The organism is Pedobacter sp. GW456-11-11-14-TSB4 (genome assembly GCF_059424425.1).
Genome location: NZ_JBWKZK010000004.1, coordinates 367,605 through 383,634 on the forward strand (window position 1 = coordinate 367,605; position 16,030 = coordinate 383,634).

Annotated in this window: 11 protein-coding genes; 6 read left to right on the forward strand and 5 right to left on the reverse strand. The window is 37.5% G+C overall.

What is annotated here, in order from left to right; genetic code table 11:
- The first annotated feature begins 1 nt into the window (after position 1).
- From AC07XU_RS15470 to AC07XU_RS15485, 4 genes are all read left to right on the forward strand, one after another.
- Positions 2 to 2,416 (forward strand): glycoside hydrolase family 127 protein, encoded by a 2,415-nt coding sequence (locus AC07XU_RS15470; RefSeq protein ID WP_494944545.1) that lies wholly within the window; start codon positions 2 to 4, stop codon positions 2,414 to 2,416.
- 40 nt (positions 2,417 to 2,456) lie between these two features.
- On the forward strand, positions 2,457 to 4,385 hold the full coding sequence (locus AC07XU_RS15475; RefSeq protein WP_494944546.1) for a glycoside hydrolase family 97 protein: 1,929 nt from the start codon (positions 2,457 to 2,459) through the stop codon (positions 4,383 to 4,385).
- A 6-nt stretch (positions 4,386 to 4,391) separates the two neighbouring features.
- Positions 4,392 to 5,729: a family 43 glycosylhydrolase gene (locus AC07XU_RS15480; protein WP_494944547.1), complete on the forward strand. Its 1,338-nt coding sequence runs from the start codon at positions 4,392 to 4,394 to the stop codon at positions 5,727 to 5,729.
- Between the two features lie 211 nt (positions 5,730 to 5,940).
- Positions 5,941 to 6,270, forward strand: a complete 330-nt coding sequence (locus AC07XU_RS15485; RefSeq protein WP_494944548.1) for a hypothetical protein — start codon at positions 5,941 to 5,943, stop codon at positions 6,268 to 6,270.
- On the opposite strand, the gene AC07XU_RS15490 is transcribed toward AC07XU_RS15485, so the two are convergent.
- The 5 genes from AC07XU_RS15490 to AC07XU_RS15510 form a co-directional block, all read right to left on the reverse strand.
- Positions 6,267 to 7,298, reverse strand: a complete 1,032-nt coding sequence (locus AC07XU_RS15490; protein ID WP_494944549.1) for a LacI family DNA-binding transcriptional regulator — start codon at positions 7,296 to 7,298, stop codon at positions 6,267 to 6,269. The two genes, AC07XU_RS15485 and AC07XU_RS15490, sit on opposite strands and share 4 nt — an antisense overlap.
- Before the next feature lie 67 nt (positions 7,299 to 7,365).
- Complete coding sequence (locus AC07XU_RS15495) at positions 7,366 to 9,048, reverse strand: sodium:solute symporter family transporter (RefSeq protein WP_494944550.1); 1,683 nt, start codon at positions 9,046 to 9,048, stop codon at positions 7,366 to 7,368.
- A gap of 80 nt (positions 9,049 to 9,128) precedes the next feature.
- Entirely contained in the window at positions 9,129 to 10,460 is a 1,332-nt protein-coding gene (gene xylA, locus AC07XU_RS15500) for a xylose isomerase (RefSeq protein ID WP_494944551.1), read from the reverse strand.
- 21 nt (positions 10,461 to 10,481) lie between these two features.
- Positions 10,482 to 11,960 (reverse strand): xylulokinase, encoded by a 1,479-nt coding sequence (locus tag AC07XU_RS15505; RefSeq protein WP_494944552.1) that lies wholly within the window; start codon positions 11,958 to 11,960, stop codon positions 10,482 to 10,484.
- Positions 11,961 to 11,969: 9 nt separating this feature from the next.
- Positions 11,970 to 13,625 carry a glycoside hydrolase family 43 protein gene (locus AC07XU_RS15510; RefSeq protein WP_494944553.1) on the reverse strand — a complete coding sequence of 552 codons (1,656 nt, stop codon included), beginning with the start codon at positions 13,623 to 13,625 and terminating at the stop codon, positions 11,970 to 11,972.
- A 253-nt stretch (positions 13,626 to 13,878) separates the two neighbouring features.
- On the opposite strand from AC07XU_RS15510, the gene AC07XU_RS15515 reads away from it, so the two are divergent.
- A complete protein-coding gene (locus AC07XU_RS15515) occupies positions 13,879 to 14,724 on the forward strand; it encodes a transketolase (protein WP_494941647.1) in 846 nt (281 codons plus the stop codon).
- A gap of 186 nt (positions 14,725 to 14,910) precedes the next feature.
- On the forward strand, positions 14,911 to 15,867 hold the full coding sequence (locus tag AC07XU_RS15520) for a transketolase family protein (RefSeq protein WP_494944554.1): 957 nt from the start codon (positions 14,911 to 14,913) through the stop codon (positions 15,865 to 15,867).
- Positions 15,868 to 16,030: the final 163 nt, after the last annotated feature.

Sequence of the window (16,030 nt, forward strand, 5' to 3'; positions counted from 1 at the left end):
GATGTTAAACTTTTCATTACAGTCGGCCCTTAAAAAAGCAGCATTTAAATCAATTGTTGTGCTATATTTTTTGCTCAATATCAATTTTGCAAAAGCTCAAAACTTGTTGTATCCAAATGAATTTCCGGCAAAAGATGTTGTGCTGTTAAACAGTCCATTTAAAAATGCGAGAGACTTAAACATCAAAACCCTTTTGGCTTATGATGTAGATCGAATGCTAGCAGGTTATCGAAGAGAAGCAAATCTTCCAGTAAAAGCGAAATCATATCCTAATTGGGATGGTTTAGATGGACACGTTGGTGGACATTACCTAACCGCTTTGGCTATGAATTACAGCGCAACCAATAATGCCGAATGCAAAAAGCGAATGGATTATATGCTGCAAGAGCTTAAAGCCTGTCAGGATGCCAATGCCATAAATAATGCAAGTTGGGGCAAAGGTTACATTGGGGCTATACCCAACAGTAAAAAAATATGGGCTGGTTTTGCCAAAGGCGATATGAATGCGTTTAGAGCTGCTTGGGTACCATGGTATAACATTCATAAAACTTATGCAGGTTTAAGGGATGTTTACATTTACACCAAAAATGAAGAAGCGAAAAAAATGTTTCTTGATTTTTGCGATTGGGCGATAAATATCACTAGTTCTTTAACCGACCAGCAAATGGAAACCATGTTGGACACCGAATACGGCGGAATGAATGAAATCTTTGCAGATGCTTATCAAATTAAAACTGATCAAAAATATTTAACTGCTGCAAAAAGATTTTCCCATCGAATGCTTTTAAATCCGATGGCTGCAGGCAGAGATAATTTAGACAATAAACATGCAAATACCCAGGTTCCAAAGGTTGTCGGTTTTCAGCGTATTGGCGAGTTAAGTAAGGATGCAACCTACCTTAATGCTGGAAGTTTTTTCTGGGAAACTGTAACCAACAACCGCTCTCTTGCTTTTGGCGGCAACAGCCGAAGAGAATTTTTCCCCTCAAAAGCTGCTGCAGCTGATTTTGTGAACGATGTGGAAGGACCTGAAACCTGCAACTCTTACAATATGCTCAAGCTAACGGCAGATTTGTTCAGACTTAATCCGTTGGCAAAATATGCAGATTATTATGAGCGAACCATGTACAACCATATTCTTTCTACGCAACATCCAACACATGGTGGATATGTTTATTTTACACCAGCAAGACCTCGGCATTACCGTGTATATTCTGCGCCAAACCAAGCGATGTGGTGTTGTGTAGGCAGCGGAATGGAAAACCATGGCAAATACAATCAGTTTATTTACACGCATACTAAAGACTCATTGTATGTAAACCTTTTTGTAGCATCAACTTTAAATTGGGAGGAGAAAAAAATAAAACTTAAGCAAGAAACAAATTTCCCGGAAGAAGAGCAGACCAAAATTTTGATCACAGATGGGGCTGGAAAATTTACTTTACAAATTCGTTATCCTTCTTGGGTAAAAGCTAACGAGCTAAAAATCCTAGTCAATGGCAAAGCATTCGCACACAAAAACCAACCATCAACCTATGTTGCCATCAATAGACAATGGAAAAAAGGTGATGTTGTAAATGTTCAATTGCCAATGCAAAATCGGGTGGAGCAATTACCAAACTTGCCAGATTATTTGGCATTTATGCATGGGCCTATCCTGCTAAGTGCTAAAATGGGTACCGAAAATTTGAATGGTTTAATTGCTGGAGATAGCCGTTGGGGACATATTGCCGGTGGAAAAAAATTGGCGATTAATCAGGCGCCAATTGTAATTAACGATAACGTTGCTGACTTACCAAATGGATTAATCCCTATCAAGGGATCGCCTTTACAATTCACTTCAGGTTCAATTAAGCTCATCAATACTGATCAAATTGTATTCGAGCCTTTCTACAAAATTCACGATGCTCGTTATCAAATGTATTGGATGACTTTAAGTGAATCAAAATACAAAGTACGCTTAGATTCTTTAGCGATTATGGAACGTGAAAATCTCGACTTGCAAAAAAGAACGGTAGATTTTGTAGCTCCTGGCGAACAACAACCAGAAGCTGATCATTTTATCCAACAAAAAAATTCAAACTCGGGTAACTCTTTCGATGAATTTTGGAGAGATGCCAATCAAAATGGTTATTTCAGTTATCAACTTACCACCAACGGCGAAACTAATTTATCGCTACTACTTCGTTATTTAGCTACAGAATCTGGCAATAGAAAATTTGAGATTTATATCGATGATCAAAAACTAGCAACAATAGATCACCAGAACCAGCCTCCAAAACAAGGTTTCATTCAAGAAAATTATACCATTCCAGAAGCATTGCTAAAAGGAAAAAACACCATCCGAGTTAAATTTCAAGCAATAGAAGGCAAACACGCTGGACCAATTTATTACCTCCGTTTATTGAGGCTGTAGTTGCAAAGCGAAATAAAAATCAACCTATTATAAAACCGACATGAAAAAAATAATCACTTTATATTTTATACTAATGAGTATGGGCAGTTTTGCTCAATCTACATATACAGTAAGCAGTTCAGATAAAAAAATTGTGTTGACTTACAACGCTGAGAAAATCACCTATACCATTTCTTATAATGGCAAAACAGTTTTACGCGAATCGAACCTAGGTGTGGTTAGAGAAGATGAAGATTTTTCTAAAAATTTAAAGATTGTGAAGGTTTCTGCTCCAACTTTAATTTCTGATTCTTATACCATGCTTAACGCTAAAAAGAAGAACATTACTTATAATGCAAACCAGAGAATAATAGAAACTATAACGCAAAGCGGAAAAAAGATGAATATTGTCTTCAGAATTAGTAATGATGGTGTTGCTTTTCAATATGAATTTCCGGAAAAAATTAAGGATATAAAAAAGATTGTAGCAGAAGCCACCAGTTTTCATTTTAATGAGGGAACGAGGGCTTGGCTACAACCTAAAGCAGAGGCTCAAACAGGTTTTGAACATACCAATCCATCTTACGAAGATTATTACAGAAGTAATATTGCCACGGGAACATCTTCACCGGGAGCCAATGGATGGATTTATCCAGCTTTATTTAAATACAATGACACTTGGATAATGTTAACCGAAGCAAGTTTAGGAAAAAGTTATGCTGGCACGGCATTACAGCAACATTCACCAGATAGCGAATATAAAGTCAATTTCCCGCAACCAGCTGAAGTTTTTACGAACGGAAAGGCAACTTTGTTACCAGAATCTAGCTTGCCTTGGAAAACACCTTGGCGGATTATCGCCATTGGCAGTTTAAAAACCATTGCCGAATCTACATTAGGAACTGATTTGGCTTTGCCAGAAAAAAAGATGGATTTTTCTTTTGTTAAACCGGGAAAATCTGCTTGGAGCTGGATCTTGAAAAAAGACGATTCGACAGTTTATAAAGTACAGAAAAAGTATGTAGACTTAGCTTCTGATATGAAATGGCAATACTGTTTGTTAGATGCCAATTGGGATCAATTGATGGGTTATGATTCTGTTAAGCTATTGGCTGATTATGCTAAGACAAAAAACGTAGGTCTGCTTTTATGGTACAACTCTGCCGGAAGTTGGAACACCGTAAAATTTACGCCCAAAGACAAATTATTAACCCACGAAAGCAGAATTAAAGAGTTTGCTCGTTTGCGTGAAATGGGCATAAAGGGTTTAAAAATCGATTTTTTCGCTGGCGATGGTCAATCGATGATCAATTATTACGAAGATATTTTGGAGGATGCTGCTAAATATCAACTGCTCATTAACTTTCATGGCGCAACCTTACCTCGCGGTTTGCAACGCACCTATCCAAATTTAATGACTGCCGAAGCTGTACATGGATATGAGATGATTACATTTTCTCAAGGAGCAGCAAATAGTGCTCCACAACATATGTTATTGATTGCTTTGATTAGGAATAATTTTGACCCGATGGATTTTACGCCAATGAACCTTTATAAAATTCCGAACATCAAAAGAGCAACTACCGCAGCATTTGAGCTTTCTACTGCCGTGGTATTTTTATCAGGTATACAGCATTACGCCGAAAGCCCAGAAGGGATGAGTCATGTATCAGACAGCGTAAAGAATTTTTTAAGAAATCTGCCAAATAGTTGGGATGAGGTAAAACTCATTGAAGCCGATCCTGGCAAAACTTTCGTGGTGGCCAGAAAATCTGGATCCAAATGGTATGTAGCAGGTTTAAATGGGGAGAAGATAGAGAAAGCCATGAACCTCGATTTATCATTTTTGAAAGGCAAAAAAGGAGCAATCATTGCCTCTGGCACTAACAATAATGATGAGCCAAGTTTTGCCATCAAAGATATTGTTGTAGATGGAATTGTTAACGTAACCTTAAAAGCAAACGATGGCTTTGTGATGGTATTTAATTAAGATAAGATGTTAAAGTATATTTTCATTTGTTTAGGTTTTATATGCATTGGCAATACAGCAAATGCTCAAAACCCACTTATCAATAACCAGTTTACAGCCGATCCAACTGCTAGGGTTTTTAATAATCGTGTATATGTTTATCCATCTCATGATATTTTAGCAACGAAAGGAAAAGGTAGGCCAGGCTGGTTCGCCATGGAAGATTACCATGTATTTTCATCGGCCAACCTCACAGATTGGACAGATCATGGCATGATTGTAACGCAAAACGAAGTGCCTTGGGTAAAACCAGATAGCTACAGCATGTGGGCGCCAGATTGTATCGAACGAAATGGAAAATATTATTTCTACTTTCCATCTAACCCAAAAGATACCGTTACATACGGCAAAGGCTTTACCATTGGCGTGGCAGTTGCCGATAAACCTGAAGGACCATTTAAACCAGAAAGTAACCCAATTAAAGGTGTACGTGGTATAGATCCAAGTGTTTTTATAGATAAAGATGGCCAAGCTTATTTGTACTGGTCGGGAGGAAATATTTATGCCGCCAAATTAAAGTCTAATATGTTAGAGCTTGCATCAGAAGTTAAAACACTTGCCGATTTACCCACACAAGGATTAAAAGAAGGCCCTTTTATGTTCGAGAGAAATGGCATCTATTACCTCACCTATTCGCATGTAGAAAATAAAATAGAAAGGTTAGAATATGCTATAAGCGATAATCCAATGGGGCCATTTAAGTTTGCAGGCGTTATTATGGATGAGTCTGAAACTGGTTGTTGGACCAATCATCATTCGATGATTGAATTTAAAAATCAATGGTATTTATTTTATCACCATAACGATTACTCACCGAATTTTGATAAAGCAAGATCGATAAGAGCAGACAGTTTAAGTTTTAATGCAGATGGGACGATTAAAAAGGTAATCCCAACATTTCGTGGAATTGGCATTACTGATGCTACAAAACCCATACAAATAGATCGATATTCTAAAATCAGCGAAGGTGTAAAAATCGAATTTTTAGATACGGCAGCAACATTTAAAGGTTGGAAAACGCTGTTTACAAAAAGGAATGCATGGCTCCAATACAATAGCATCAATTTTGGAGAATTTCCTCTACGTCAAATCAAACTGACGGCTAAAGCGAACGATGGAGCTGTAATAGAATTGCGGAGCGGAAGTGTGAATGGTGCTTTAGTTGCGGAAATAAAAATCCCAAAAAGTGACAAGTTGATGGAGATTAAAACTAAAGTATTAAATGTGCAAAAAGGTGTTCAACATTTATTTATTGTAATGAAAAGCGGTGCATCCGCAGAAATTGATTGGATTTTGTTTGAATAATTTATGAGTATTTTTGTAATAATTTGCTGGTATTTTGGGTTGAAATGGTCTTAGATGTCATATCAAGATTGTCAGTCTGACAAAATTTACGCCATGGTTCGTGTCCCCACGAAACAATCCTTGTTTTGTTTTTTGTTATCACCAATCAATAGCGCATCTAATAACGAATTAACATATCTCAATTGATTAAATCTCAAATAAATTTCGATTCGTGGGGACAAGCAGCAAGGCGAGAAGAAACCTATCGCCTGCAAAAAGAAATCTTGAACCTCCAAAAAGAAATCTTGCACCTGCCAAAAGAAATCTTGCAGCTGCAAAAAGAAAACTAGCGCCTGCAAAAAGAAATCTTGAACCTGCCAAAAGAAATCTTGCACCTGCAAAAAGAAAACTAGCGCCTGCAAAAAGAAAACTAGCGCCTGCAAAAAGAAATCTTGCACTTGCAGAAAGAAATCTTGCACCTGCAAAAAGAAAACTAGCGCCTGCAAAAAGAAATCTTGCACCTGCAGAAAGAAAACTATCGACTGTGAGAAGAAAAACTTAAACCGACTTTTCTAAATAAGTACCTGTCGATTGTCGATCTACAATAGTAGGTTCTATAACGATATTCGAAATTTTATCGTAAGGATTGTTTTGTTTAATCATATCTAAAAACAGCTTCGCACATTCTTTACCAATTAGGTTTGGATGCTGATCTACCGTAGATAAGCTTGGCGTTACATAAGGCGAAAAAACTTCGTTTGCAAAACCCATTACCCCAATTACTGGTGGTGCTAAGTTTACTTCTTTTAGTTTTTTAATTATGCCTAATGCAGTAAAGTCATCTCCAGCAATAATGGCATCTGGCCGATTTTCATTGCGCAATAACTTACTGATGCCAAAACGACCATCTTTAATAGACAAGCCTCCCAAAATAATATCTTCTTCTAAAACAGGTAGATTGTTTAATTTAAGTGCTTGTTTATAACCTTCTAATCGCTCGCTAAATATTTTAATTTTATGACTTGTAGTTACAAAAGCTATTTTTTTATAACCTCTATCTATTAGGTGTGTAGCCGCTATAAACCCAGCTTTAAAATCATTAAGCGTAACTGTAGGTACTTTTAAAAGTTCATCAACCCTATCAAATAGAATGAGTGGTTTATTTTGTTTAATTACTTCGTCAAAATGTGAAACATCTTCAGTTTCAAGGGCTAAAGAAGCCATAATTCCATCAACTTGCGCTTCTAGTAATGTACTTACTCCTTTTATTTCTTTCACTACAGATTCGCTAGACTGATAAACAATAATGCTATAGCCACTATCTTTCAACTCATCTTCAATGCTATGGATAATAGAAGCAAAAAAATGTGCTTGAATGCTTGGAACAATCACACCGATGATAAAAGTTTTCCCTGACTTTAGTGCAGACGCTAATTTATTAGGACGATAATCTAGTTTGGCAGCCATTTCAATCACAGCCTTTTTAGTAGCATCGCTAATACCTGGAAAATTGCTCAATGCTCTTGATACAGTTGAAACCGTTACATCAAGAGCATTGGCAATATCATAAATGGTAGTCCTTTTTTTCAAGATAATTTAAAATGTTCTATCGCAAGTTTACGTAAAAAAATTATTATCAATAAGTATCAAGCACAAATTACCAGAAATAAGCATAAAGACCCGTTAGAATAACAATTACAACTGCAGAACCAAGGGCAAAACTGTTGCTAACCTTAAACATACTGCTATCAATTTCTAATCCTTTAGCTTTAGTGCCTTTTTTATCATCAATTAAACTGATAATTACCATTCCAATTACGGCAATAACGAATACAAAACCCATTCTATCTAAAAAAGGAATTTCATATAATGATGTACCATCAGGCTGAGCAACCAATGAAGAAAAACCAGATGAAGCTAAGAATTTTAAATCCATCAATCTTGGTAAAAATTTGAGTAATACAGAGAATGCAAACCCACCAACGGTAGCAAACATTGCTGCATTTGAACTTGTCTTTTTCCAGAAAAATCCTAAAATAAACATGGCAAAAATACCCGGACTAACAAAGCCAGTGTATTCTTGTATAAACTCAAATCCTCCTTTTTTGTCTATACCTAAAAATGGAGCTATAATAACTGCTGCAACCATTGCCACAACCACTACTATTTTACCAACTTTTACTAATTTTTGCTCGCTTGCTTCTAAATCAATTTTCTTTTTAAAGATATCTAAAGTAAAAATGGTGGCAATACTATTTACCTTACCTGCCAATGAAGCAACAATTGCAGCTGTTAATGCTGCAAATGATAAACCTTTTAATCCAGCAGGTAAAAGATTTAATAAAACTGGGTAAGCCTTATCAGGATTCAATACACCATCTTGTAGCATTTCTGTTTGTAAACCACCCTTCATGTGAATTACGTACGCTGCAATACCAGGTAAAACCACGATAACCGGCATTAATAATTTTAAAAATGCAGCAAATAAAATACCGCTTCTTGCCGTTTTCAAATCAGCCCCTAAGGCACGTTGCGTTATGTATTGGTTACAGCCCCAATAATTTAAATTCACAATCCACATCCCTCCAAACAATACCGTTAATCCTGGTAAACTTGGAAAATTAGGATTATCCTTTTTCAGAATCATGTGAAAATGATCATCAGATTGGCTCATCATATAGTTAAAACCATTGATTACGCCATCTTGCCCATTCAATTCCGCAACTCTTCCCAAAGCCAAATATGTAGTTACTAATCCGCCTAAAATCAAGAAAATTACTTGTATTACATCAGTGTAACCAATTACCTTCATTCCGCCTAATGCGATAATGATAGAAAATGCAGCCAAAGCATACATACATAATGTGGTATCAATACCCGATATGCCATTAATAGCTAAAGCACCCAAATAAAGTATAGAAGTTAAATTAACTACAACATACAGTAATAACCAAAAAACAGCCATAATCATTGCTACGGTTTCATTATAACGTTGCTGTAAAAATTGTGGCATGGTGTAAATTTTATTCTTTAAATAAACAGGAATAAAAAATACGGCAACTATAATTAATGTTAATGCAGCCATCCATTCGTAAGTTGCAATGGCTAAACCCATTTTAAAGCCATTGCCACTCATAGCAATAAATTGTTCGGATGATATGTTTGAGGCAATTAGTGATGTACCTATAGCCCACCAGGTAAGAGAACCTTCAGCTAAAAAATAATCGTGTGAAGCCGAAACCGACTTTTTCTTTTTACGGTAAATAAACCACCCGTACGCGGCAACAATTACAAAGTATATCAGAAATACAATGTAATCTTTAATAGCTAAACTGTTCATGTTTGGTTTTTGGTTAGAATTTTAAGCGTAAATAAAAATGCTCAAACCGTTAGGAGCGTGTTTGAGCATTTACTGTTTTTTTAAATGTGTCTGTTAATAATGTTTTCTAAATATTCTTGTTTACCACTTAAAGTTTGTGGTTCGCCTTTTTCTACAGCATAATTTCTCAAATCTTCGAGCGTTAATTTTCCCTGCTCAAATTCTGCACCTTTGCCACTATCAAATGAAGCATATCTATCTGCACGCACTTTTTTATAATCAGATTTTTGAAGAACAGAATCTGCAGTAATTAAAGCACGGGCAAATAAATCCATCCCACCAATGTGTGCATAAAATAAATCTGCTTGATCTGTAGAGTTTCTACGGATTTTGGCATCAAAGTTTACGCCACCACCTTGTAAACCACCACCTTCTAAGATAATCAACATGGCTTCTGTCAACTCATTAATATCGTTCGGGAACTGATCTGTATCCCAACCATTTTGGTAATCTCCACGGTTAGCATCAATAGAACCTAATAAACCATTATCAACCGCTACTTGCAATTCATGCTGAAAAGTATGCCCAGCTAGAGTTGCATGGTTTACTTCTAAGTTTAATTTAAAATCTTCCAATAAATCGTACTGTTGCAAGAAACTTTTAACTGTTGCAGCATCATAATCATATTGGTGTTTAGATGGCTCACATGGTTTAGGTTCGATAAAGAAAGTGCCTTTAAAACCTTGTTTGCGAGCATAATCTTTCGCTGTATGTAAAAACTTAGCCAAATGTTCTTGCTCACGTTTCATATTTGTATTTAGCAAACTCATGTAGCCTTCTCTTCCACCCCAAAACACATAATTTTCTCCGCCAAGGGCGATGGTTGCGTCTAAAGCAGCTTTAACTTGTGCAGCACCATGTGCCAAAACATGAAAATCTGGATTGGTTGAAGCGCCGTTCATATATCTTTTGTGACTGAACAAATTTGCTGTACCCCATAATAATTTTACACCGCTATCCGCTTGTTTCTGTTTCGCGTACTCAACCAACGCTTGTAACCTTCTCTCATTATCTGCAATGTCATCGGTATAATCTACCACATCCACATCGTGGAAACAGTAATAAGGCAGTTGCATTTTAGTGATAAATTCAAAAGCAGCATCCATTTTATCTTTTGCACGCTCTACGGCATCTTTCTTTTCATCCCATGGAAAAATATGCGTAGCGCCACCAAATGGATCTGCACCGTTACCGTTAAAAGAATGCCAATAAGCACATGCAAATTTAAAATGCTCAGTCATGGTTTTGCCTGCTACAACTTTGTTGGCATCATACCATCTAAAAGCCATGGGGTTATCGCTTTGCAAACCTTCAAATTTAATTTGCTCAATACCTTTAAAAAATTCTTTTTCTCCTGTTACTACTTTTGTCATTGTATTTATTTTTTTATATTTCTATCCTAAAGTTTTCATTAATAGTTGTTTCCAATCTTGGTAAATCGGCTCGTAAGCTGCCGTATTTTTTGGTTCGAGATAACTTAACACTTGATGTTGTGTAAAGGCATCTTCGGCACTTTTAAAGATACCTGCACCAATACCCGCACCTAAAGCTGCACCAACACTGCCGTCATTTTCATATAATTCAACTGGCACTCCGGTAACATCTACAAAAGTTTGCGCAAATACCTCGCTTAAAAATAAATTTGCTTTGCCCGCCCTAATCAGTTTTGGGTTCATGCCATTTTCACGCATAATGTCTAAGCCATATCTAAATGCAAAAACTATGCTTTCTTGCACCGCTCTAAAAATCTCGGCTTGGCCGTGAGTATTTAAATCTATTCCGTTTAGTTGAGCACCGGTATACTTGTTGTTTAACATCCTTTCTGCTCCATTTCCGAATGGTAAAACCTTTAAGCCTTTGCTGCCGATTGGTGCCTGTGCTGCAATGAGATTTAACTCTGGATATGATAAATAAGGCGCAAAAGTATGTTTAGCCCAACGATACATACTTCCAGTACCATTAATGCACAACAATACCCCAGTATGCTTATGTTCTTTTGTGTAAGTAACGTGAGCAAAAGTGTTTACCCTCGATTGCTGATCATAAGTCAATTCATCACTTACCCCATAAATAACCCCAGATGTACCTGCAGTTGCAGCAACTTCTCCAGGTTTTAGTACGTTCAATGATAAAGCATTATTAGGTTGATCACCAGATTTATACGCTACCGGAATACCTGCTGTTAAACCCAACAATTTAGCAACTCCATCTTTTAAATACCCATGTGATGAAAACAAAGGTTGTACTGGAGGAATTAAATCTGCGTTAAAGCCATAATGGCTCATTACATCTTCAGAAATTTCATCTTTTTTAAAATCCCAAAAAACGCCTTCTGAAAGTGCTGAAATACTGGTAGTAATTTCTCCTGTAAGCTTCATGGCAATAAAATCACCAGGCAACATCATCTTATCTATTCTTTTGTAAATAGCTGGTTCATTGTTTTTAACCCATGCCAATTTAGAAGCGGTAAAATTCCCTGGAGAGTTTAACAAGCTGGCCAAAGATTGCTCATGACCAATTACATCAAAGGCTTTTTCACCTAGTTCAACGGCTCTACTATCGCACCAAATAATGCTATCGCGTAAAACTTCTTGGTTTTTATCAACCACCACCAAACCATGCATTTGGTAGGCAATGCCGATGGCTTTAATTTTCTTCGGATCAAATAAATTGAGTGTATTAACCTTTAAAATAGCCTGCTGCACATTATGCCACCAATCCATAGGGGCTTGTTCGGCCCATCCAGATTGTACAGATTTTATTTCTGCCTCGTTTTCTGGATATTGAACCGCAGCAACACTTTTTTGTGTGTTTACATCAACTACTGCAACCTTAATAGATGAGGTGCCAACATCGATACCTAGTAGATACATTTATATATTTTATTTTTTAGCGTGAACGGTATCATTACCAGCATAATCTAACCATTTAAACATGGCTTTATTTTGAGAGGCTTGGCCTGACGAAGTGGAATAAAGCGCATATAATGCTCCCACAAATCCGCCAGCAGTTTGAGTACTGATCAACTTACCATCAACTTTATCTTTTAGTAATTTCCAATTTCCTTTTTCATCGGTATAGTAAAAACTGTAATATTCTCGCTGGGCCTCTATTTTAAACTGCACCTTTTTAGCATCTAATGGTGCTTCGGTAATCAAATCCATTGTTTTTGTTTTTGGATTTCCTTTAAAAAGTTGAACTACTTGTTTGCCATCTTTTACCGATTGACAGATATAATAGAAATTATACTCACTTTGGAAAATCAACATCCCAGCTTTTTCATTTTCTTTTTTTGCCTCGAAAACCATTTCTGTAGTTGCAAAACCTGTTAAATGTTGTTGACGCTTACCAATAAATGACGGATTACCTAAACCCATGCAGGTTTCTGGAAGCAATTTCATGATTAAACCATTTTTCTTTTCTAACTTATACCAACTTGTATCATTAGTTCTTAGAAAAAGTAATGACTGGTCTAATTTTTTATCAAATTTTGTTCTGTAAGCGAAATTTCCGCTTTGTGGTGGTGCTTTTTGTTTTACTTCTTTATAATCAAAAGTGTAGCTGTATTGAATTTCTTTAACATCAGGATTGATAATTGGCCACTCATCTACCCATTTTACTGGAGCAATAAAAGTCTCTCTACCTGTATTGTAATGATTTCCTTCATAAGGCCTAACCGCAAGAAAAACTGCATAAGTTTTCCCGTCGGGTCCATCAACTAACTCAGCATGACCAGCAGAAGTAATTGGATTTTTACGCATTGGATCTAAATCACGTTGTGTTAAAATTGGATTTTTGTCATAAGGGATATATGGTCCAGTTGCATTTTTACTTCTTAAAATTACCTGAGAGTGATTTACAGAAGTACCTCCTTCGGCTGCACATAAGTAATACCAATCTCCTCGTTTAAAAATATGCGGACCTTCTATCCAAACAGGTTTTTTGCTTAAATCAACACCGCCGTTAACTAATTGAATTTCTTCGCCTACTACATTCATTGTTTTAGGATCAAACTCGTAAGTGCGAATGGTTCGGTGACCAGAATAGAGCGGTTTATTATTTGGCGCATCGCTATTGTAAACGATATAAGCTTTATCAGTATCAAAAAACAAAGATGGATCTATCCCTCTTACTTTTGGTAGCCAAATTGGATCGCTCCATGGGCCAGCTGGGCTTTTGGCTGTCATTACAAAATTCCCTCTCTTGTCGATATTTGTGCAGGTAACATAATAAGTACCCTTAAAATAATTGATAGAAGGAGCGAACAGACCTCTTGAAGTTTGATCGCCAAAAAATGTCATTTGAGAAGGTCTATCGATTACACTTCCTAACTGTTTCCAATTTTTTAAATCTTTACTATGAAAAACGGGAATACCAGGAAAATAAGCAAATGTTGAATTAACGAGGTAAAAATCATCTCCAACCCTAGTAATACTTGGATCTGGATAAAACCCAGACATTATCGGATTTTGAATGGTGATTTGACCGTGGCAAAGACCTGCAAATAATCCTATCAAAATAAAGAATACTTTTTTCATACAATTTCTAATTGGTAATCAGTTGTTCGCACATTTTAGATGAACAAAAAATAAAATTAAAAAGAAATAATTGTAAAAACAACCGATTGCATAAAAATATAAGATTTAATAGTCATGAAAATTCAACCGATTGCATAAACCAATTAATTTTTATAATTTGGGTGCGATTTAAGTTCAGATTGAAATAATAGAACCATAAATGAATTTAAATTCTATCATTTAATTACAATAGAAAACAACCAACATTATATTAATGAAACATACAATTAGCGAATTAGAAGATATCGCCTCACAGGTTAGAAGAGATTGTTTGAGAATGGTCCATGCCGTTCAGTCTGGCCACCCAGGTGCCTCTTTGGGCTGTGCGGATTTCTTTACCGCATTATATTTCGAGGTGCTTAACCACAATCCAGAGTTCAAGATGGAAGGTGCTGGCGAAGACATGTTCTTCCTTTCAAACGGACACATTTCTCCGGTCTGGTACAGCGTACTGGCCAGATCAGGTTATTTCGAGGTAAGCGAACTGGCTACCTTCAGAAAACTTGATTCGAGATTGCAGGGACACCCTACAACACATGAAGGCCTGCCAGGCGTACGCATCGCCTCTGGCTCACTCGGACAGGGACTTTCTGTTGCCATCGGCGCAGCACTGGGCAAAAAACTTGATGGGGATAAATCTATCGTTTATGCATTGATGGGCGATGGGGAACTTCAGGAGGGACAGAACTGGGAAGCTTTGATGTTTGCCCCTTTCCACAAAGTGGATAACCTGATTGCGAGCGTGGATTACAACGGTCAGCAGATTGATGGACCGACTGAAAAAGTATTATCCCTTGAAAACCTTCAGGCCAAATTCGAGGCCTTCGGCTGGCATGTAATTACCTCTGATGGTAATGACATGGCAGAGATTGTAAAGGCCTTGCATTATGCAAAATCCCTGACGGGAAAAGGCAAGCCAATTCTGAACCTGATGAGCACCCAGATGGGCTACGGGGTTGACTTTATGGTTGGCACGCACAAGTGGCATGGCTCTGCACCGAGCAACGAGCAGCTGGAAACCGCCCTTGGGCAGTTAAAGGAAACAGCTGGGGATTATTAATTAGATTTGAGAAATTAGATATGAGACTTCTGAAACTCCAATCTCATCATAAATATTGTTAAAAAGAGATTTGATCTATAGATATGAAGGAGGGAAATTACTAACCCAATCTCACATCTCATATCTCACAAAAAATGAAGACCTGCGCAGCAAACTTCAACGCAGTTAATTAAAAATATACACATCGTGAAAAAATACACATATACAGAAAAAAAGGATACGCGTTCGGGTTTCGGTGCAGGATTGCACGAAGCGGGTAAATGCAACGAAAATGTTGTTGCACTTTGTGCCGATCTGGTTGGCTCACTAAAAATGGATGCCTTCATAAAAGACTTTCCAGAGCGTTTTGTGCAGGTTGGCATTGCAGAGGCAAACATGATGGGCATTGCTGCCGGTCTGACCATCAGTGGAAAAATTCCGTTTACGGGCACCTTCGCCAACTTTTCTACAGGTCGTGTATACGATCAGATCCGCCAGTCGATTGCCTATTCTGGCAAGAATGTTAAGATCTGTGCATCGCATGCTGGTCTAACGCTGGGTGAAGATGGTGCAACACACCAGATTCTGGAGGACATCGGTCTGATGAAGATGCTGCCGGGCATGGTGGTCATCAATCCCTGCGATTACAACCAGACAAAAGCTGCAACACTGGCAATCATGGATTATGAAGGTCCAGTTTACCTGCGTTTTGGCCGCCCGGTAATTCCGGTATTTACACCAGAAGACCAGAAGTTTGAGATTGGCAAGGCATGGATGGTAAATGAGGGAACCGATGTTACCATTATTGCAACAGGCCACATGGTCTGGAGAGCAATTGAGGCCGGCGAACAGTTGGCTGAACTGGGCATTGATGCCGAGATCATAAATATCCACACCATTAAACCTTTGGATGAGGAAGCTATTCTAAAATCTGTGAAGAAAACAGGTTGCGTGGTTACCTGCGAGGAGCACAACAAATTTGGTGGGTTGGGAGAAAGTGTTGCCCGTTTGCTGACCACCGAATATTTGGCGCCACAGGAATTTGTTGCCGTTAACGACAGTTTTGGCGAAAGTGCAACACCAGATCAGTTGATGACAAAATACAAACTTGATCCGGCTGATATTGTTGCAGCAGCGCAGAAAGTAATGAAAAGGAAGAAATAAAATAGATGTAAGATATTAGATGTGAGATTTGAGACACAGCGCTCAGTCTCACATCTTTGAGGATATTTAGAAAGACTTGTCGTCTGAGTGCTTGCCCGCCATGGCTGGTAGTAAACGGCAATTAAATAAAGATGTTTCGACTAAGCTCAACGTGACACCACGT